Raw genomic sequence first — 17545 nt, 5'->3', positions numbered from 1 at the left:
CGCATCGTCAGGATGCGGGAGAAGCGTACGGCGCGATTCGGCAGCGCGGTGTGCCGACGGCGAAGGGGTATTCGATAGCGACGCGCCGGGTGTGCTGCGGCGCCCCGGCGCGTCGTCGCTCAGGCGACTGCCGTGTCGGTGGCCTCCACTGCTGCCGCACTTCGCGCGGCCGAGTTCGCCGACGACGCAGCGCCCGCAAGCCGCCGATAACGCGCAAGCGCCCACAGCGGGAAGTACGCGGTATAGCCGTGATACTTCAGGTAGAAGATGCGCGGAAAGCCCGGCGCATTGTGCGAGCGGTGCCACCAGAAGCCGTCGTCCTGCTGCGCCGACTGCAGATACGCGATGCCGCGCTTCACCGAGTCGGATTCGCAATCGCCGAACGCCATCTGCGCGAGCAGCGCCCACGCGGTGCAGTTCGACGTGCTCTCGCCGGCATTGGTGCCGGCAAGCTGCGGGTCGATATAGCTGTCGTTCGTCTCGCCCCAGCCGCCGTCCGCATGCTGCCGTGCGCGCAGCCAGTCGAGCGCGCGGGCGATGTACGGCTGCGATTTGTCCTCGCCGGCGAGCGCGAGGCCGGCCAGCACGCTCCACGTGCCGTACAGGTAGTTCGTGCCCCAGCGGCCCCACCAGCTGCCGTCGGGCTGCTGCGTGCGCTTCACGTAGTCGATGCAGCGCGCGAGCGACGCGCGGTCGTCCGCGCGCTTCGTCACGCCGAAGCACAGCAGCACGCGGCCCGACACGTCTTCGGTCGGCGGATCGAGCAGCGCGCCGTGATCGGCGAACGGGATCGCGTTCAGGTACATGCGGTCGCAATCGGCGTCGAAGGCCGCGAAGCCGCCGTTGCGAGACTGCAGCCTGCGCATCCAGTCGAGCGCGCGCGCGACGCGCGGCGCATACGGGTTCGTGCCGTCCGCATTGCGATGCGTGCGGCCGCGGCGATCGAGCATCGCGGTGACGAGCGCGCTGTCGTCGATGTCGGGGTAGTACGGGTTCGCGTACTGGAATGCCCATCCGCCCGGCTCGGTATCGGCCGGTGCGTTCTCGATCCAGTCGCCGCGCAAGTCGTTCACCTGGCGCTCGGCCAGCCAGTCGTACGCGCGCGCGATACGTGCGTCGAGTTCGCACAGTGCGCCGGCCGGCTCGCCGGCTTCCGGCGCCGCCACGCCGCGCGCCTGCTCGAGCGCCATCGTGCTCCATGCGGTGTCCCACACCGGCGACAGGCACGGCTGGCAATACACGCTGCCGTCGGGCCGCGTGACCAGCAGCTTTTCCAGCGCGTTCTCGCAATCGCGCCGCAGCGGATGATCGTCCGGGTAGCCGAGCACGTCCATCATCTGGTAGCTGTACACGATCGGCGGGAAGATGCCGCCGAGCCCGTCCTCGCCGTTCATGCGTTCCGCGCACCACGCCTCTGCATGGCGGATCGCGCGCTGCCGCAGGCGCTTCGGCATCAGCGGCTCGATATGCCGGACCGTGCGGTCGAGCGCGAGGAACAGCTTGCGCATGCCGCGCGCGGGCGGGAAGTAGTGACGTTCTTCGTCCGGCGGCGTGACGAACAGTTCGCGGATCGAGATGTTGCGCGGATTGCGGGCGCGCGCCTTCAGCGAGCACAGCACGAGCAACGGCACCATCGTCGTGCGCGCCCAGTACGCGACCTTGTACATCGAGATCGGCACCCACTTCGGGAACAGCACGAATTCGATCGGCATGAACGGCGCCGCGCGCCACGGTACCTGGCCGAACGTCGCGAGCAGGATGCGCGTGAATACGTTCGAGCGCGCAGCGCCGCCGAGCTTCAGGATCGCGTCGCGCGCACGGACCATGTGCGGCGCGTGTTCGCTGTCGCCGGCCGCCTTCAGCGCGAAATACGCCTTCACGCTGCACGACACGTCCGGCGCGCCGTCGACGTACAGCGCCCATCCGCCATGCGTGTCGAGCCGCTGGTTCGCGCGCAGGTAGCGCGCCATCTTCTCCTGGCGGACGTCGTCGATCCTGTCCATGAAATGCATCATCAGGATGTATTCCGCGGTGATCGTCGCGTCGGATTCGAGTTCGAAACACCAACTGCCGTCGGGCTGCTGAAGACGCACGAGCGCGTCGCGTCCACGGGCGATGGCGGTGTCGAGCGCGGACCAGGGGGATGGGGTGGGTTTGTTCATGCGGCGGATCATACCATCCAGCCGGAATGTTTATATCGAGACGCTCGGGTGCTAACATTCGCACCATGAAAAAACGCCTTGAACCCGCGCCGCACGACGTGTCCGCGCCTGTCGAACCGGCTGGAACGGCCGCTGCACGGGCGTCCGAAGGATCATCGGCGCCGGTGGCCGCGGCCGCGGCCGCTGCCGGCGTGCGGCGGAAAAAAGCGCCGGATCAGGTGCGCGCGCAATTGCTGGCGGCCGCATCGGAGATTGCGACGCATCACGGCGTGGCCGCGTTGACGCTCGATGCGGTGGCCGAGCGTGCGGGCGTGACGAAAGGCGCGCTGCAGTATCACTTCGCGAACAAGCAGGGGCTGCTGGATGCGCTGTTCGGGCAGGCGACCGAGCGGTTCGCCGCGCAGATGGCCGCGCGGGTAGCCGCCGATTCCAGCGGTGACGGCGCGGCGGCACGGGCCTATCTGCATGCGGTGCTCGATGCGGCCAATCCGGCGGCGAGTACCGATGTGCTGCGCGTGCTGGTCGCGTCGATGATTACCGAGCAGGAGACGCGCGCGCGCTGGTCGGTGCCGATGCGGGAATGGACGCGGCCCGATCCCGTGCCGCTGGAGCGGGCGGCGACGCTGATGATTTGTCGGCTCGCGGCCGACGGGCTGTGGATTTCGGAATTGCTCGACAGCGTCGAGGTGTCGGCCGAGTTGCGCTCGGAGATCGTCCGGCAACTGGATGCGATGAGCAAGGGCGTGTTTCCGAAGGAGGGCGGTGGGGCGGCATGACGTGGACGCGCTGGAAGAACGACGTGGTCACGTTGTCGCGCGGCCTTGGCCTCTCACCCGCTTGCTCACGATCGGGCGGTTGGTTATGCTGGTGCGCATGAACCGATTGCATACCCTTTCGATTATTCGCGCCGCAACTTTGCCGGCGGGGTAGCCATCGACTGAATGCATGTGATCGCAACCCGCCCGGAAGGCGGGTTTTTGCTTTCTGGGCAATCGACGGAGAACCTGGAAATGCAGACTGAAACGACGCATCACGCGACAGCATCGAATGCCCCGGTTTTGCTTCACATGGTATGCGGCAAGATCGCGTCCGGAAAATCGACGCTGACCGCGACGCTCGCGAGCGCCGAGCGGACCCTGTTGATCAGCGAAGACGATTGGCTTGCTCGCCTCTATCCGGGCGAGATTCTGTCGATCGACGACTATGTCCGCTGCGCAACGCGCGTCAAGGATGTGATCGCCGGTCACGTCCGTGCCGTGTTGCGCGCCGGCATTTCGGTTGTTCTCGATCTTCCGTTCAATACCGTGGCGGCGCGTGCGTGGGGATGCGGCGTTTCGCAGGCCGCCGGCTGCGGCCATCGACTTCATTACCTTGATGTCGGCGATGCGGTTTGCAAGGCGCGTCTGCGTGCGCGCAATGCGCGCGGCGAGCATCCGTTCCAGGCGTCGGAAGCCGAGTTTGAGCAGATCACGCGGTACTTCGTCGCGCCGGATCCGACCGAAGGGTTGAGTATCGTGACTTATGACGAAACGGGGGCCGTCAGCGCGTAGCCTCGCGTCGTTACCGCACGACGGGTTTGCCGCCCGCGCTCCGCTCCCGCCGGCGCGCGCGCACCTTCATGCGTGCGCCAAATAGCAGACAAAATAAGCGCCAAGTTGCGGGCGACCTTCGTTAGAATCGGCTTTCGTCGAGAAAAAAACGAATTTGCATCGGTGCAGCGGTACCCAGTCACGGACACTGCTCGCCCTGATGCCATTGTTCATCTTGTACCGGAGACGACCATGCCAGGCTTACTTCCCGATGTCGACCGCGAGGGGCTCCTCGAATATTCGGTGGTCTACACCGACCGATCGATCAATCACATGTCGCAGCTCTTTCAGGGCGTCATGCGCGACATTTCCGCTTCCCTGAAAAAGGTCTACAACGCGAAGGCGATCGTCGTCGTCCCGGGCAGCGGGACGTTCGGCATGGAAGCCGTCGCCCGGCAGTTCGCGACGAACCAGAAGTGTCTGGTCATCCGCAATGGCTGGTTCAGTTTCCGCTGGTCGCAGATTTTCGACATGGGCAGCATTCCGTCTGAAACGACGGTGCTGAAGGCGCGTCCGGTCGAACAGGGCAGACAGGCCGCCTATGCGCCGGCCCCGATCGAGGAAGTGGTCGCCGCGATCAGGGAACACAAGCCGGATCTGGTCTTTGCGCCGCATGTCGAAACCGCCTCCGGGATGATGTTGCCCGATGCGTATTTGCGTGCGGTGTCCGACGCCGTGCATGCCGTCGGCGGTATGTTCGTACTGGATTGCATCGCGTCCGGCACGGTCTGGGTCGACATGCAGGCAAGCGGCGTCGATGTCCTGATCAGCGCACCGCAAAAGGGCTGGAGTGCATCACCCTGCTGCGCATTGGTCATGCTCAGCCCGCTCGCCCGCGAAAGAATCGATGCGACCGCCAGCACCAGCTTCGCGTGCGATCTTCGCAAATGGCTGCAGATCATGGAGGCGTACGAGAACGGCGGGTTCGCGTATCACGCGACGATGCCCACGGACAGTCTCGCGACGCTGCGCGACGTGATAAAGGAAACCGACGCATACGGTTTCGACAAGGTGAGAGCGGAACAGCTTGAACTCGGCAAGCGCATTCGTGCGCTGCTGGCGGATAAAGGTTTCCGGAGCGTGGCGGCCGAGGGTTTTCAGGCACCGGGTGTCGTGGTCTGCTACACGGACGATGACGGCATTCGATCCGGCAAGAAATTCGCCGATGTCGGCTTGCAGATCGCGGCCGGCGTTCCGCTGCAATGCGACGAGCCTGAAGATTTCAAGACCTTCCGTATCGGATTGTTCGGTCTGGAAAAACTGCATGACGTCGAAGGTGCGGTCGCCAGGTTCTCCGACGCGCTGGAGCGCGTCATTTAGATCGTTTTGCGGAACAGGTGCGCAGCGGAATCGTTGCCGGCGACGTCGAAAGAGAAAATCCGGAAGTTCGAACCGGGCGTGCAGATCGAATCGGAAGATAACGAATCGATCGCGCGTGATGTTTGGGCGCGCTTTGTTGCGCGCGCCCTGGTGCTTCATATGCGTTGAACGTCTGGTGCTGGGTCGTGGCCTTTAACCGCGCGTGTCGACCCAGTTGCGTGCCCAGCGTGTCGAGTGCTGCAGCGCCTGCGCTTCACTCTTGAAGTAATCGAGCGAATAGAACTGGTAGCGGCCTTCGGCGCGCGAGCCATCGGTGCGTTCGAGCAGCAGGTTGGATGAAAAACTACCGTCGGGCAAACGATGTGCCGAAGGTTGGACGGCATAGCCGTTGTATTGTTGAATTCGTTTGTTGTGCATTTTAATTTTAATGATGTGCGAATGCGCGCGTGCCGTGCGAAATGTGCACGGATGCGCCGATTCAAAGCCATTGCGAGCTGAATCTGAAGCAGTCGGAATGCGAAAAAGGGCCTTGCAGCCAGAGGGGAGAATGAAGTGCAACGAGGCGTGTGGCGCTTGGCAAGCTGCTGAATAAACAGATGCAGCTATAAGCGATCGCGCCAACTTTGGGAGACAACGCTCCGCGAGGATGTCGCTGCAACCCGGCGTCCGTTTCGGGAGGCCGGGTCCTTCAAACTTTACAGCGGCTTGATGTTGGCCGCTTGCAGACCCTTCGGGCCTTGCTTCGTTTCGAAGCTCACCTTCTGATTTTCAGCCAGCGTCTTGAAGCCGTCGGCTCGGATTTCGGAGAAGTGAGCGAACAGGTCGTCGCCGCCCTTGTCCGGAGTGATGAAGCCAAAGCCTTTGCTGTCGTTGAACCACTTGACGATACCGGTATCCATGAAGAATCCTTGAGAAAAAAATACGGAGATTTGCTCTGTTGAAGAGCGGGAGAAGCATCAAGGAGGGAGTGGACAACGAATACCGCTGAGGGGCGATCAATTGATGAACAGCAATCGAACTTCTTGAACTTCAGGGCATACACTAACCGCCGGGTAGTGCCGGCGTCAATATTTATCTTGTAACTGTTTTACCAGACGGGCGGTTTTGCGGGTAAAGCGATGTGGCCCTGACTGGCTGCGCGCCATACCTGGCTTGGCGTGCAGGTTGGACAGAGCCTAACGCGGTCGGGGCTCTGAACGACCATGAGCGGACTCTCGCGTGCGATCAAAGCGGCCATTGACGTGCCTGTTCGAGGCAGCATGACACTTGCACACCCGCGACTCATCACGCTATTTCTTCTTCGACACAATCGCCGCCAACTTTCGCCAACGCATTCAGCAACCCTGTTCGCAGCGTGATCAACGCGAGACTCTTTGCGTCGAGTTCGGCGAGCTTTGCTTGCAGGCACGCGACCTTTTGGTCAACGCCGAACGTCGGACTTTCCCATACATGGACAACGTCGCCAATTTCCGCCAGCGTGAAACCCAACGCCTTCGCGTGGACGATCAGCCGTATCCGCTGTAACGAAAGTTCGGAATAGCGCTTGTAAGTGTTCGTCGCGTTAGGTTGTGTTGCTTTATCCAGCAGACCCATGCGCTCGTAGTAACGGACGGTGTCGCGCGATACACCCGCCCGCTTGCATAGCTCGCCGATGCGCATGCTGCCTCCAATCAATGTCGTGGAACATCATTTACGCTTGACCGTTGCCTATAGTCAACGGTTTAGAGTGCAACTCCCGTTCCACTCCATCAGCACGCTATGAGCAAATCTTTCGATTTTGGCGGAAAAACAGCACTCGTCACGGGTGCATCGTCAGGTATCGGGCGCGCGTTTGCCTATGCGTTGGCCGAACGCGGTGCGAGACTCCTGCTGGTCGCACGCTCTCACGACAAGCTGCGCGATCTGGCCGCAGAACTGCGACGCGACTATGCGTGCGACGCCAATTTTCTGACGGTCGACCTGAGTGCGGCCGACGCCGTCGACACGATCGATCGTCATCTGAAGGGGACCGGCACGTTCGTCGATGTGCTGATCAACAACGCGGGCTTCGCAGCTTACGGGCGCTTTGAAACGATTCCGTTGACGCGCCAGCGCGATGAAGTCCTGGTGAACTGCATCGCCGCGATCGAGCTGACTCATCTTCTGCTGCCGGGGATGCAAGCGCGATCCGAGGGCGCAGTCATCAACGTCGCGTCAACCGCGGCATTCCAGCCCGATCCGTATATGGCCGTCTACGGCGCGACGAAGGCCTTTCTCCTGTCATTTTCGGAAGCTGTCTGGGCTGAGAACCGGCATCGAGGCATCCGGGTCGTCGCGCTATGTCCTGGCGCGACGCAAACGGCCTTTTTCGACGTTGTTGGCGCGAAAGAGGCAGCAGTCGGCGTGCCGATGCCGGTCGCGAACGTGGTGCAGGATGCGTTGTGGGCGCTCGATCGCAATCTGAGCTATCGGGTTGTGGGGGCGCGAAATCGACTGCTTGCGAATTTGCAGAGACTACTGAGCCGCCAGATGTCGGCTCGGCTCGTGGAAAAAATCCTTCGCCCAAGAGAAGTTCTGGATCTCGCGGCAACAGATCTCAAGGCGTAGGGTTGCGCTGTTTCCACATGGTAGTCTCTCGACGTTGCGATCCGCAGATCGTCTTCGGCGGATACCCGACTAACCTCGTTGCCCACTTCGCTGAGGAAACATTCATGGATCGTCCGCAGGCAGTTCCAACGCAGCAGGTATTCAATGAACGTGTGATCGTCACCGAGTGGCGATTTGCACCCGGCGCCGAGACCGGCTGGCATGTTCACGGGCATGACTATGTCGTGGTGCCGCAAACGGACGGCCAACTTCTCCTCGAGACAGCGCAAGGCAACCGGGAGTCGCAACTGCGCGCAGGGCAAAGTTACGCTGGGTTGAAGGGGGTGGAACACAACGTCGTCAACGCGACCGACCGCGAGGTGGTATTCATCGAGGTGGAGATTCGCTAAGGCAGTTCCTGAGAGGAAGCACTGACGAACGGCCGCTTCGGACTGGCCCAGCCGACTGACGGCTTGTGGCCGGTTGCCGACAAACGCAATCGGCTGTAACCGCCCCTTTGCAGACCGCCGGCGCCCGGAGGACAATACCCCCCGGAAATCTCGTCGGAGGATGCGCATCATGGCCACATTTCAGCCCGATGGATGGCATACCGTCACGCCCCGAATCGTCGTCCGCGATCCGGAAAACCTGATCGAATTCATCCGGACGGTGTTTCACGCACAGGGCGAATTCCGTGCCGGGCTGCCTGCCGAAATCCGGATCGGCGATTCCGTCGTGATGATCAGCGGCGGAGATGGCCTGCGCAATCCGATGCCGGCGTTTCTGTACGTCTATGTCGAGGATGCCGATTCGACCTATCGGCGAGCGATTGCCGCGAATGCGATTTCGCTCGAAGTTCCAGCCGACATGCCCTACGGCGACAGGCGCGCGATGGTGACGGATCCGTGGGGAAACACATGGCAGATCGCCACGCACCAGCGCGACCTCCCGGTTGACGAGATCCGTTCAAGGCTCGCCAACGACGGATAGCCGATCATTGCCGCACAAGGCGCGACCGGAGGGTTTCGCTGTCCGTCCGCAGTTGCGAGAATTCGGCCCACGGGGCCCTGCCAGCCCCGCTTCGCTTGACAGCGAACGCACCGGCTGCACGCAGCTTCCGCCTCCATCTGTCGCAATCGTCAAGATTCGCGTCGCGTGCGGATAAAACCTTCCCGCCGCCCCCGCCGTTAACTCGTTCGCAGCCCACGCGCCGCGTGTCGAGACGCGGCGCTCGTCTTTCGTGATCCGGAATCCACATCCGCTGCTGGCCGCGCATGGCCAGCGCAAGGGAACGTCATGCGAAAACAATTCACCATCCGTGGCGGACTCGTCGCGACCATCGCCGGCTATACCGTGCTGCTCGTGCTGGTGGTCGGCGCATGCATCGCCGGCCTCTACATGAGCAATGGGTCGCTCGAGGCGATGTACCGCGACGACACCGCGTCGCTGCTGCACCTGAAGACCAGCTCCGAGCGGATGCTCGTGTTGCGCGAACGGATGAGCGACGTCGCGCAGATCATCAGCGCCGGCCAGTCGGGCAAGGCGGAAATCGCGCAACTCCACACGCTCCTCAAGCAGAGCAACGACGAACTGGATGCCTACACGCGCCTGCACGCGCGCGACGCCGACGAGCAGGCGCTGTTCGACACGCTGCAGAACCGTCGTCGCGCGCTGCTCGACCGCGTGTTCCTGAAGGCGCTGTCGCAGCTCGACGGCGACGACGCGTTCAACTTCCTCGACACGCAGCGCACCGCGCCACCGGCGCTGTTCGCCGCGTACCAGGATGCGATCGACGCGCTCGAGTCGTTCCAGGTCGCGCGCGAAAAGGCCCGCTACGATTCAGCCGGCGTGCATTTCCACCGGATCGTATGGGGGATGGCGACGGTCGCCGTGCTTGCGCTCGTCGTCGGCTTCTTTGCGCAGCGCGTGCTCGCGAAGGCGATCATCGAGCCGATCAATCTCGCGGTCGACCAATTCGAAAAAATCTCGAAGGGCGACCTGACCGGCACGGTCGTCATTCCCGACGCAAACGAAATGGCCTATCTGCTGAATGCGCTGAAGCGGATGCAGGACGGTCTCGTCGACACCGTCAACCAGGTGCGCGCGAGCACCGAAACGATTGTCGGCGACGTCCGCACGATCGCGAGCGGCAACGTCGACCTGTCCGCGCGCACCGAGCAGCAGGCCGTGTCGCTGCAGCAGGCGGCGGCGAGCGTCGAGCAACTGACCGCGGCCGTGCGCCAGAATGCGGACAACGCGCGCGATGCACGCACTTACGTCGAGGGCGCGGCCGGCATCGCGTCGCGCGGCGGCGACGCGATGCGGCGCGTCGTCGAGACGATGTCCGAGATTTCGCACAGCTCCGCGCGAATCTCCGGCATCGTCGGCGTGATCGAGAGCATCGCGTTCCAGACGAACATTCTCGCGTTGAATGCTGCCGTCGAAGCCGCGCGTGCCGGCGAGCAGGGGCGCGGTTTCGCGGTTGTCGCGACGGAAGTTCGCGGGCTCGCGCAGCGCTGCGCGTCGGCGGCGAAGGAAATCAAGGACCTGATCGGCAATTCCGCACGACGCGTCGAAGACGGCAGCGGCCTCGTCACACTGGCCGGCTCGGCGATGGCCGAACTCGTTGCCGTGGTCGAACGCGTCAACGCGATCATGAGCGAAACCAGCAACGCCTTCGAGGAACAGTCGTCAGGCATCGAGCAGGTGAACGCCGCGGTCATCCAGATGGAGCAGACGATGCAACGCAATGCGGCGCTGGTCGAGGAGGCGGCGGCCGCGGCGCTGTCGCTCGACGAACAGGGTTCACGGCTAAGCGCGGCGGTCGCGCAGTTTCGGCTACGTGACGAGGCAGTCGCGTGACGGACTTATGTCCGCGACCGCAGCCGGATTGTCGATGTCGAATGCTTTCGTGACGCGCTGACGAATGAAGCCGCCGCTGTTCGTATGGCGCGCGAGAGGCTGAAACGCGTTACCGTCCAGCGGCGCCATTGTGTGTCGATTCACTGCGGCGCTTCAGGCAATTCGTAGTCGAAGGTGTACGAGTGCTGACCGTTGTCGATGTTGATGATCATCGAGCCGGAGAGTCCCTGCAATTCCCCCGTCCCGGAATCGGGCACGACGGTGATCGACTGCTTCGGCTGACCACGGGTCAGGGTGGAGCTGTGCTGCAGGACGAAGCTGCCTTGGCGGCCACCCAGCGTGCCTTGCACGGTTTCCATTGCCACGTAGCCGGCGGAGCCCTGAACAGTGGTTCGAAACGCGAGCATTTCGCCGTGGCTGACGGCTTCCAGGTCGCCGTGAAATTGTTTGTCCAGTGACATGCGGCCGAGCCCGGTATTTTCTGCAACGCTACTCAGGGATTCGGGATTCAGCTTCACTTCAAACGGACCGTTGGCCTGCAGTTTCATTGGAGATCTCCTCGTCGAATGGGCACTCCGCACTATAGGCCAATCGGGTTGTGTCGGAGGTAACGGTTTGCTTTATCAGCCGGGATAGACCGTGGATCGTATGCCGCGTCGCGCTTGCGGCGATAATCGGCATCCCGTCTTTAACCACCCGCACCCGTGACTAAACGTCTGAATTGGCAGGGCCCTTACGGGTGATCGGCGAATCTCGCACACCGCGATTCGGATTCGGCGCTGAGGTACTTTGAAATCGACGCACGGAATGGTTGCTTCGACGTTCCCCTGCGTTTTTTTTGAAACGAATGTGCAACGGAAAGTACGCGGACTGAGCGTAAATTCTTCGTCGTACTGAACGAAGTATGCCTCGAGCCGACAAGCATTGACTTGCAGGCAATTTGCATCGGTGTCGGCTGACCGTACTCCGGTATCCTTATTGCGACAAAACCCGCTATGCGCCGCCGCTGTCCACATCCTCGGAGTTGTCGATTGCCCGAACGATAATCTCCAGCGTGTCGTCCAGATGAAGGATGGTCTGGCGTTTGGCCGCTTCGGCATCGCGCTGCTTGTACTGGGTCAGGATGTCGTCGTGCTCGGTGTTGCTGCGCGCGATGTGCTCCGGGCTCATATAGAGCGACAGCGCGATATAGGGCGCAGCAGCGTCGCGCAGCGTCTTGACCAGATGGGCAAGCCTGCTGTTGGCTTGGGATGCCCAGAGTGCCGCGTGGAACTCCAGATTCAGCTCCGTCCAGCGCGTGACATCCTGCGTCTGCAGCATCTCTTCGTGGAACGTCTCGGCCCGCGCGATATCGTCCGAGGTGATGCCCCGCATCGCCTCGTCGACCATCATGGGCTCGAGGACTTTCCTGAGTCGGTAAATTTCCTGCACATCGCCAAGCGTCAGTCCGCGCACAACCGCGCCTCGATGCGCGTCGAAAAATACCAGCCCCTCCGAGATCAGCGTGCGCAATGCTTCCCGCACCGGCGTCGTGCTCATCTCCAGACGCTTGGCAAGGTCATCCTGACGCAAGCGTTCGCCCGCCGCCATCCGGCCTTGCAGGATGTCGGCGCGCAAGGTCTGCACCGCATACTGGTAGGCGGTAAGCCGGCGCGACGGCGCGGCTTGCACTCGGGGCGTGGGCATTGACGAAGTCTTCAAGGCGCTGGCTGCTGGTTGGTGAACGAATGGCGTGGCAGTGTACTCCACTTCGCGAATGCCTCAGGGATCTGCTGGCGCGGTGTGTCGGCGGCCAGCAGCGCGCCCAGCAGCAGCCGTGCCTTCAATGGATGGAGCCACTTCGAAAGGATGGCGCCGCGCCGTGCCAGATCGACTTCGGAGCCCACGAAGCCATAGGTCCGGGAGGCCGTCGCCCCGGCACCGGTACGGCTCGCGATCACCACGGGTACGGCCTTGGCCAGGCGTTCGATCTGCTCGGCGAAACCGGTGGAAACGTGTCCGGCGCCAAACGCGGAGACCACGATGGCTTCATAGCCGAGATCGAGCGCGGCCGCGGCCAGGTCGCCGTCGTCATCCAGCAGGGCCGGGATTACCGCGACCTTTGGAAACGGGCGCTTGGGCGAGTTCGCCAACGGCCGGTTTCCGGGCCCATGAAAATACTCAGGCCGCCCCTCGACCACTCGCCCCGCGGCCCCTCCGTCGAATGACGCGAAGGTCTGGACCGATAGGGCATCCGACTTGCAGACCCATCGCGCCCTGTGCACGGTGTCGTTCATCACAACCAGCACGCCGCGCCCACGACTCTCATCGTCCATCGCCACCTGAACGGCCGCCAACAGGTTGGCCGGGCCATCGGCGCCCGCGGACATCGGCGTGCGCATCGCGCCAGTAATGACCAGCGGCTCGGGATGGCGCCAGTACAGATCCAGGAAAAAGGCGGTCTCTTCGATGGTGTCGGTGCCTTGCGTCAGGACGACGCCTCGCGCGCCTTCCGCGATCTTGCGCTCGCCCCACGCCAGGCACGCCAGCAGCTGTTCGACACCCAGCGAAGCGCTTGGCAACTGAAAGAGCGGCTCCACGAGGAGTTCAGCCAGTTCCCCCAGCCCCGGCACGGCCGCAACCAGCTGAGCGGCATCCAGCTTCGGGACGACACCGCCGGCGGCATCCGACGGCGTCATGCTGATAGTGCCCCCGAGGGAGGCGATGGCAACTAGTGGGCGCGTCATATGGGTTTTCCCGTAGCGTTAAAGTATACATTGTGCATTATATATAGTTGCTATACATTCTGCAAAACTATCGCCGGTTCCCTCAATCCGCTCAACGTCCTGGAGATCCTCATGCACCGCCCCCCGCCGCCAAGCCGGTATCGCTTCACCATCTTTTTCCTGATCGTCGTGATTGCCCTCGTCAACTACATCGACCGCGGCGCCATCGCGTATTCGGCCGGGCAGATCATCGACGAGTACGGCTTCGACCGCGCAGGGTGGGGCGCCGTGCTCGGCTACTTCGGTTATGGCTATATGTTTGGCGCGTTGATTGGCGGCGCGCTGGCGGACCGTCTCGGCGCGAAGCGGGTCTGGGTGATCGCGGGTGTAGCGTGGTCGCTGTTTGCGATCTGCATGGTCTGGGCTGGCGACATCGGGCTGGCGGTATTCGGCGGCTCGGCGCTCAGCGGGTTCGCGATGGTGCGGACCCTCTTCGGCTTCTCCGAAGGGCCGGCTTATTCCATCATCAACAAGACCATGTCCGCGTGGGCGTCGCCGGCGGAGCGCGGCTTCGCGGTGTCCATCGGCCTGCTGAGCACACCGCTGGGCGCGCTGCTCACCGCCCCGGTCGCGGTCGGCCTGCTCCTGCTGACCGATAGCTGGCGCACCATGTATGTTGTACTCGGCGTGCTGGGCCTGATCCTGATCGCCCTGTTTGCGCGCGTGTACGCCAACCGTCCCGAAGATCACCCGAAGGTCAATGCCGCGGAGCTCGCACTGATCCGGGCCGAACGCGAAGAAGCGCCTGTCGCGGCAAGGGCGAGTGCCGCGTTGCCGTGGTGGGCGTTCTTCAAGAGCCGGACGCTGATGTTTAACGCCATCGGTTACTTCTCCTTTATCTATGTCAACTTCATGCTGCTGACATGGACTCCGAAGTACCTGCACGACGAGTTCAATTTCACGCTCTCGTCGCTTTGGTATATCGGGATGATTCCGTGGGTCGGCGCGTGCTTTACGGTCGTGCTGGGAGGGCGCATTTCCGACTGGCTGCTGAAGCGCACGGGCAAACTGGTCATCGCGAGAAGCTGGTTCGCCGCCGGTTCGCTGCTGCTGACAACCCTGTGCTTTCTGATGGTGTCACAGGCGCATAGCGTGTGGACCGTCATTGCGCTGATGACGCTCGGCAATGCCCTGAACGCACTGCCGAACTCCGTCTACTGGGCGGTGGTGATCGATACCACGCCTTCGCGCGTCGGCACCTTCAGCGGCATCATGCATTTCATCGCCAACATCGCCGCTGTGCTGGCTCCCACGCTGGCCGGCATCCTGTCGGCGCACTATGGCTACTCGTCGATGTTCATCGCCACGTCGGTCGCCACCGCGATCGGCGTGTTCGCCATGCTGCAGGTTCGCCCGGGCGAGGGGCCTCGCGTGCAGGGCAATGCGGGCGCCATCGCCGCTGCGGAATGATCCATGGCTTCGATACCCCTGTCGGGGTATCGCCCGAACGAGGCTGTACGGGCCCGACGTGCTTTGCCGGCGTCTTGCGATCGCTCCCGATAAGATGGGCTGCCTGGGCGATATGATTCGGATAACTATGGATAGCCTGTCGAGCCGACGGAACGGGATTTCAGGGCGCTATTTGGAGGCCTGAGTGTGTCCTGCTTCGCGCCGGAACGGCGGCATTTTGGGCCATCACGGGCAGCAAAAGCACCTAAGGATGCGCCGGCGAGATGCGTTGCAACCATGTCTTGAACTGGCTCAGGGCACGCAACTCGATGCGCCATTGTGGCCATCGCAAATAATAGGCACGTGCGGTCGTCCACGATTGCTGGCTCAGGCACACGAGCGACCCTCCCTGGATTGCGTGGTTCGCCACGTAATCGGGCAGCAGCGCGATGCCAAAGCCGCTCAGTGCGCCATTCAAGGCCGGTAACGAGTTGATCCCAACCCGAATGTGTTCTTGTTGACGCGGCGCGGCTCCGGACAGATCGGCCTTTGCCTCGGGCAATTTGGCGACGGTCTCCGCCGCAGTGACGCGCAACCGCTGCCCGGCGTCGGTCGGCCGGCGCGGTATCGAGCCTCGCTCCACCAGCGGCACGCCCGCCCAGCTTTCGAGCGCCTGAATCCGGCGGCTGAACGCTGCTTGCGACACATGGCGCAACTCGGCGGCGCGAGTGAAGTTGCCGGTAGCGGTCAATGCCAGGAAATCCCGCAGGAGCTGCGTATCCGTAGAACAAATAGGGGTGCACGATCAGAGGTGATGCGTGATTTGCATTGCATCGGCCCCGCCGCGGTCAACGTTCGCCGTGAGCATTGCGATGTTTGCATAGGATCAAATTTTTGTCGCGGCATCATCTTTTCATCGCTTGGTCATGGTGGTGGCTTGCCGGCCCTGTTGCGGGCTGGCGTTCAAGCTGACTTCTGTGGCCTTGTTTTCGATGCCGACAAGTATTTCCCGGATGCGCTGGCCGACCGGGCAACGGGGATCATGAATTTGGATGGGCAACTCTCGGGGATGATTGCACTCACGTTCATCGGTTACCCGGTTACGGTGAATCAGGGCAGCTTGCTCCCGGCTTTTCTTTTTCTGTCGGCATGCAGCCGGATCGCTTCGATCATTGCCGCGAGCTGGGTGCGGCGAAAGTATGCGTTGTAGTCTGAGTTGAACCAAGTCGGGGTATTCAGATAAGTGGACGGCGGACTCTTTATCGGCGTAGCAGCGTTGCGGCTGGTTACGTACGAGGAAATCAGCTTTGCTGTGACGATTCGGGGAACGGGGGTACCGATTTTCTGGAATCAGGGATGCGTATTTTTTTCACTTTAAGTCCGGAGAGACCATGAAAATCGGCTATGCGCGCGTCTCGACCGACGAACAGCATCTTGATTTACAACTGTCCGCGTTACAGTCTTACGGCTGCGATATCGTTTTCTCCGATAGTGGCATCTCCGGCGCCAGCTTCGATCGACCAGGCCTTGGCGGGGCGCTTGCAGCAGCCGGCAACGGCTGCACGCTGGTGGTATGGCGACTGGACCGCTTGGGCCGCTCGCTCAGTCACCTGATAGCGGTGATCGGAAAGCTGAGCGCAGACGGGGTGCACTTTGTATCGCTCACGGAAAGCATTGATACGGGTTCGCCGTTGGGTCGGTTCACTTTCCATATGATTGGGGCACTCGCGGAGTTCGAACGGTCGTTGATCAGCGAACGGACACGCGCCGGCATGTCAAGTGCTCGACTGCGCGGTAGCAAAATCGGGCGTCCGCCTGCGCTGACCTTTGCAGAACGCGAGCGTGCGCGCGCATTATTGCTGGTGCATTCCGAGGCGGAGGTTGCCGACCTGCTCAAGATCCATGTCCGGACGCTCCGGAAGTATCTCAAGCTCGATACGATGGATACATGATGCTGCGTCGCTTTCGCGTGCTATGCGCAGAGCATTTGCCACAGGCACTCCAGCGCGGGATTCGCGTTCTCGATCTCGCGAAATGCCCGGACCGGCATCGGTAAGCTCCAGGCCGCGCCTCCCAGCGACACGCAATCATTGCCGGCGGCCAGCACCAGGGTTTCAAGCATCCAGGCTACCCCATGCCCGTGGGACGTCATTGCGTGGAGCACTTCGTGCGAGCGATTCTCGAATACTCTCGTCCCGATCAGCGGAAACGGCGCTTTTTCGATGACGCGCTCGACGAGCCGATCCAGATAATGACCCCTCGTCCACATCAACAGTGGAATGGGGGCAGCAGCCGTGCCAGGCCAGACAACGCCTTTTTCTTGTACCCACTGCCGGGATGCGAACGGTTTGAGGCAGTCGCTTCTGATCCACTTCGACTCGTAGCGCTCCGGGGAAAACGGCAGCGGCAATTCGTTGCATTCGTATGTGATCAGGATGTCGACGTGATTCGACGCGAGCGCCGTCACAAGATCATAGATATTGCCGACCATGACTTCGGCGGTCAACTGGATGTCGCGGGTCCACGTGGGCCACCACTGCGGCAAATACAGCGTGGCCAGCGCCGAGCTGATCCCAACCCGAATGTGTTCGTGTTGACGCGGCGCGGCTCCGGACAGATCGGCCTTTGCCCTGGACAGTTTGGCGACGGTCTCCGCCGCAGTGACGCGCAACCGCTGCCCGGCGTCGGTCAGCCGGCTCGGTATCGAGCCTCGCTCCACCAGCGGCACGCCCGCCCAGCTTTCGAGCGCCTGAATCCGGCGGCTGAACGCCGCTTGCGACACACAGCGCAACTCGGCGGCGCGAGTGAAGTTGCCGGTAGCGGCCAATGCCAGGAAATCCTGCAGGAGCTTCGTATCCATAAAAAATAGGGATGAACGATCAGAGGTGATGCG

At 62.4% G+C, this 17545-nt stretch carries 19 protein-coding genes; 10 read left to right on the top strand and 9 right to left on the bottom strand.

Going from position 1 to position 17545, the window contains the following annotated elements; genetic code table 11:
- Positions 1 to 119: 119 nt before the first annotated feature.
- Positions 120 to 2174 (bottom strand): squalene--hopene cyclase, encoded by a 2055-nt coding sequence (gene shc, locus JYG32_RS36935; RefSeq protein ID WP_213267675.1) that lies wholly within the window; start codon positions 2172 to 2174, stop codon positions 120 to 122.
- A 53-nt stretch (positions 2175 to 2227) separates the two neighbouring features.
- Between shc and JYG32_RS36930 the strand changes: the two genes are divergently transcribed.
- The 3 genes from JYG32_RS36930 (at position 2228) to JYG32_RS36920 (ending at position 5071) form a co-directional block, all read left to right on the top strand.
- Entirely contained in the window at positions 2228 to 2938 is a 711-nt protein-coding gene (locus JYG32_RS36930; protein WP_213267674.1) for a TetR/AcrR family transcriptional regulator, read from the top strand.
- Between the two features lie 234 nt (positions 2939 to 3172).
- Positions 3173 to 3712 carry an AAA family ATPase gene (locus JYG32_RS36925; protein WP_213267673.1) on the top strand — a complete coding sequence of 180 codons (540 nt, stop codon included), beginning with the start codon at positions 3173 to 3175 and terminating at the stop codon, positions 3710 to 3712.
- A 231-nt stretch (positions 3713 to 3943) separates the two neighbouring features.
- Entirely contained in the window at positions 3944 to 5071 is a 1128-nt protein-coding gene (locus JYG32_RS36920) for an aminotransferase class V-fold PLP-dependent enzyme (protein WP_213267672.1), read from the top strand.
- 192 nt (positions 5072 to 5263) lie between these two features.
- Here JYG32_RS36920 and JYG32_RS36915 read toward each other — a convergent pair whose 3' ends face one another.
- The 3 genes from JYG32_RS36915 to JYG32_RS36905 all read right to left on the bottom strand — a co-directional run bounded on the left by JYG32_RS36915 (position 5264) and on the right by JYG32_RS36905 (position 6730).
- Complete coding sequence (locus tag JYG32_RS36915) at positions 5264 to 5488, bottom strand: hypothetical protein (RefSeq protein ID WP_174378080.1); 225 nt, start codon at positions 5486 to 5488, stop codon at positions 5264 to 5266.
- Between the two features lie 278 nt (positions 5489 to 5766).
- Positions 5767 to 5970, bottom strand: a complete 204-nt coding sequence (locus JYG32_RS36910) for a cold-shock protein (RefSeq protein WP_011549079.1) — start codon at positions 5968 to 5970, stop codon at positions 5767 to 5769.
- A 385-nt stretch (positions 5971 to 6355) separates the two neighbouring features.
- Positions 6356 to 6730: a heavy metal-responsive transcriptional regulator gene (locus JYG32_RS36905; protein ID WP_034180335.1), complete on the bottom strand. Its 375-nt coding sequence runs from the start codon at positions 6728 to 6730 to the stop codon at positions 6356 to 6358.
- A 99-nt stretch (positions 6731 to 6829) separates the two neighbouring features.
- On the opposite strand from JYG32_RS36905, the gene JYG32_RS36900 reads away from it, so the two are divergent.
- The 4 genes from JYG32_RS36900 to JYG32_RS36885 all read left to right on the top strand — a co-directional run bounded on the left by JYG32_RS36900 (position 6830) and on the right by JYG32_RS36885 (position 10498).
- Positions 6830 to 7657, top strand: a complete 828-nt coding sequence (locus JYG32_RS36900; protein ID WP_174378081.1) for an SDR family NAD(P)-dependent oxidoreductase — start codon at positions 6830 to 6832, stop codon at positions 7655 to 7657.
- Between the two features lie 104 nt (positions 7658 to 7761).
- A complete protein-coding gene (locus JYG32_RS36895; protein WP_174378082.1) occupies positions 7762 to 8046 on the top strand; it encodes a cupin domain-containing protein in 285 nt (94 codons plus the stop codon).
- A gap of 160 nt (positions 8047 to 8206) precedes the next feature.
- Positions 8207 to 8626: a VOC family protein gene (locus JYG32_RS36890; RefSeq protein ID WP_249744912.1), complete on the top strand. Its 420-nt coding sequence runs from the start codon at positions 8207 to 8209 to the stop codon at positions 8624 to 8626.
- A 306-nt stretch (positions 8627 to 8932) separates the two neighbouring features.
- Positions 8933 to 10498, top strand: a complete 1566-nt coding sequence (locus JYG32_RS36885; RefSeq protein ID WP_213267671.1) for a methyl-accepting chemotaxis protein — start codon at positions 8933 to 8935, stop codon at positions 10496 to 10498.
- A gap of 140 nt (positions 10499 to 10638) precedes the next feature.
- On the opposite strand, the gene JYG32_RS36880 is transcribed toward JYG32_RS36885, so the two are convergent.
- The 3 genes from JYG32_RS36880 to JYG32_RS36870 form a co-directional block, all read right to left on the bottom strand.
- A complete protein-coding gene (locus JYG32_RS36880) occupies positions 10639 to 11046 on the bottom strand; it encodes a DUF3224 domain-containing protein (protein WP_213267670.1) in 408 nt (135 codons plus the stop codon).
- A gap of 445 nt (positions 11047 to 11491) precedes the next feature.
- Positions 11492 to 12199 carry a GntR family transcriptional regulator gene (locus tag JYG32_RS36875; protein WP_213267669.1) on the bottom strand — a complete coding sequence of 236 codons (708 nt, stop codon included), beginning with the start codon at positions 12197 to 12199 and terminating at the stop codon, positions 11492 to 11494.
- Positions 12196 to 13176 (bottom strand): asparaginase, encoded by a 981-nt coding sequence (locus tag JYG32_RS36870; protein WP_213267668.1) that lies wholly within the window; start codon positions 13174 to 13176, stop codon positions 12196 to 12198. Before JYG32_RS36870 ends, JYG32_RS36875 begins: the two co-directional genes overlap by 4 nt.
- A gap of 159 nt (positions 13177 to 13335) precedes the next feature.
- Between JYG32_RS36870 and JYG32_RS36865 the strand changes: the two genes are divergently transcribed.
- Complete coding sequence (locus JYG32_RS36865) at positions 13336 to 14673, top strand: MFS transporter (protein ID WP_174378087.1); 1338 nt, start codon at positions 13336 to 13338, stop codon at positions 14671 to 14673.
- Positions 14674 to 14917: 244 nt separating this feature from the next.
- On the opposite strand, the gene JYG32_RS39375 is transcribed toward JYG32_RS36865, so the two are convergent.
- Positions 14918 to 15403 carry a LysR family transcriptional regulator gene (locus JYG32_RS39375; RefSeq protein WP_249744911.1) on the bottom strand — a complete coding sequence of 162 codons (486 nt, stop codon included), beginning with the start codon at positions 15401 to 15403 and terminating at the stop codon, positions 14918 to 14920.
- A 63-nt stretch (positions 15404 to 15466) separates the two neighbouring features.
- Here JYG32_RS39375 and JYG32_RS36855 point away from each other — a divergent pair, with 63 nt between their 5' ends.
- Together JYG32_RS36855 and JYG32_RS36850 are read left to right on the top strand one after the other, a co-directional pair.
- Positions 15467 to 15862 carry a hypothetical protein gene (locus JYG32_RS36855; RefSeq protein ID WP_174378088.1) on the top strand — a complete coding sequence of 132 codons (396 nt, stop codon included), beginning with the start codon at positions 15467 to 15469 and terminating at the stop codon, positions 15860 to 15862.
- A gap of 181 nt (positions 15863 to 16043) precedes the next feature.
- A complete protein-coding gene (locus tag JYG32_RS36850; protein WP_174378089.1) occupies positions 16044 to 16604 on the top strand; it encodes a recombinase family protein in 561 nt (186 codons plus the stop codon).
- Positions 16605 to 16624: 20 nt separating this feature from the next.
- On the opposite strand, the gene JYG32_RS36845 is transcribed toward JYG32_RS36850, so the two are convergent.
- Positions 16625 to 17512, bottom strand: coding sequence for a LysR family transcriptional regulator (locus tag JYG32_RS36845; protein ID WP_213267667.1), 888 nt, complete (start codon positions 17510 to 17512; stop codon positions 16625 to 16627).
- Between the last annotated feature and the right edge of the window lie 33 nt (positions 17513 to 17545).

This window comes from Burkholderia pyrrocinia, from assembly GCF_018417535.1.
GTDB classification, from domain to species: domain Bacteria; phylum Pseudomonadota; class Gammaproteobacteria; order Burkholderiales; family Burkholderiaceae; genus Burkholderia; species Burkholderia pyrrocinia_E.
This window is presented reverse-complemented; position numbering and strand designations above follow the sequence as displayed.

Coding starts and splice junctions, on each gene's coding strand:
- shc (WP_213267675.1), bottom strand. CDS start 2,174: ATGATCCGCCGCATGAACAAACCCACCCCATCCCCCTGGTCCGCGCTC.
- JYG32_RS36930 (WP_213267674.1), top strand. CDS start 2,228: ATGAAAAAACGCCTTGAACCCGCGCCGCACGACGTGTCCGCGCCTGTC.
- JYG32_RS36925 (WP_213267673.1), top strand. CDS start 3,173: ATGCAGACTGAAACGACGCATCACGCGACAGCATCGAATGCCCCGGTT.
- JYG32_RS36920 (WP_213267672.1), top strand. CDS start 3,944: ATGCCAGGCTTACTTCCCGATGTCGACCGCGAGGGGCTCCTCGAATAT.
- JYG32_RS36915 (WP_174378080.1), bottom strand. CDS start 5,488: ATGCACAACAAACGAATTCAACAATACAACGGCTATGCCGTCCAACCT.
- JYG32_RS36910 (WP_011549079.1), bottom strand. CDS start 5,970: ATGGATACCGGTATCGTCAAGTGGTTCAACGACAGCAAAGGCTTTGGC.
- JYG32_RS36905 (WP_034180335.1), bottom strand. CDS start 6,730: ATGCGCATCGGCGAGCTATGCAAGCGGGCGGGTGTATCGCGCGACACC.
- JYG32_RS36900 (WP_174378081.1), top strand. CDS start 6,830: ATGAGCAAATCTTTCGATTTTGGCGGAAAAACAGCACTCGTCACGGGT.
- JYG32_RS36895 (WP_174378082.1), top strand. CDS start 7,762: ATGGATCGTCCGCAGGCAGTTCCAACGCAGCAGGTATTCAATGAACGT.
- JYG32_RS36890 (WP_249744912.1), top strand. CDS start 8,207: ATGCGCATCATGGCCACATTTCAGCCCGATGGATGGCATACCGTCACG.
- JYG32_RS36885 (WP_213267671.1), top strand. CDS start 8,933: ATGCGAAAACAATTCACCATCCGTGGCGGACTCGTCGCGACCATCGCC.
- JYG32_RS36880 (WP_213267670.1), bottom strand. CDS start 11,046: ATGAAACTGCAGGCCAACGGTCCGTTTGAAGTGAAGCTGAATCCCGAA.
- JYG32_RS36870 (WP_213267668.1), bottom strand. CDS start 13,176: ATGACGCCGTCGGATGCCGCCGGCGGTGTCGTCCCGAAGCTGGATGCC.
- JYG32_RS36865 (WP_174378087.1), top strand. CDS start 13,336: ATGCACCGCCCCCCGCCGCCAAGCCGGTATCGCTTCACCATCTTTTTC.
- JYG32_RS36855 (WP_174378088.1), top strand. CDS start 15,467: ATGCGTGATTTGCATTGCATCGGCCCCGCCGCGGTCAACGTTCGCCGT.
- JYG32_RS36850 (WP_174378089.1), top strand. CDS start 16,044: ATGAAAATCGGCTATGCGCGCGTCTCGACCGACGAACAGCATCTTGAT.
- JYG32_RS36845 (WP_213267667.1), bottom strand. CDS start 17,512: ATGGATACGAAGCTCCTGCAGGATTTCCTGGCATTGGCCGCTACCGGC.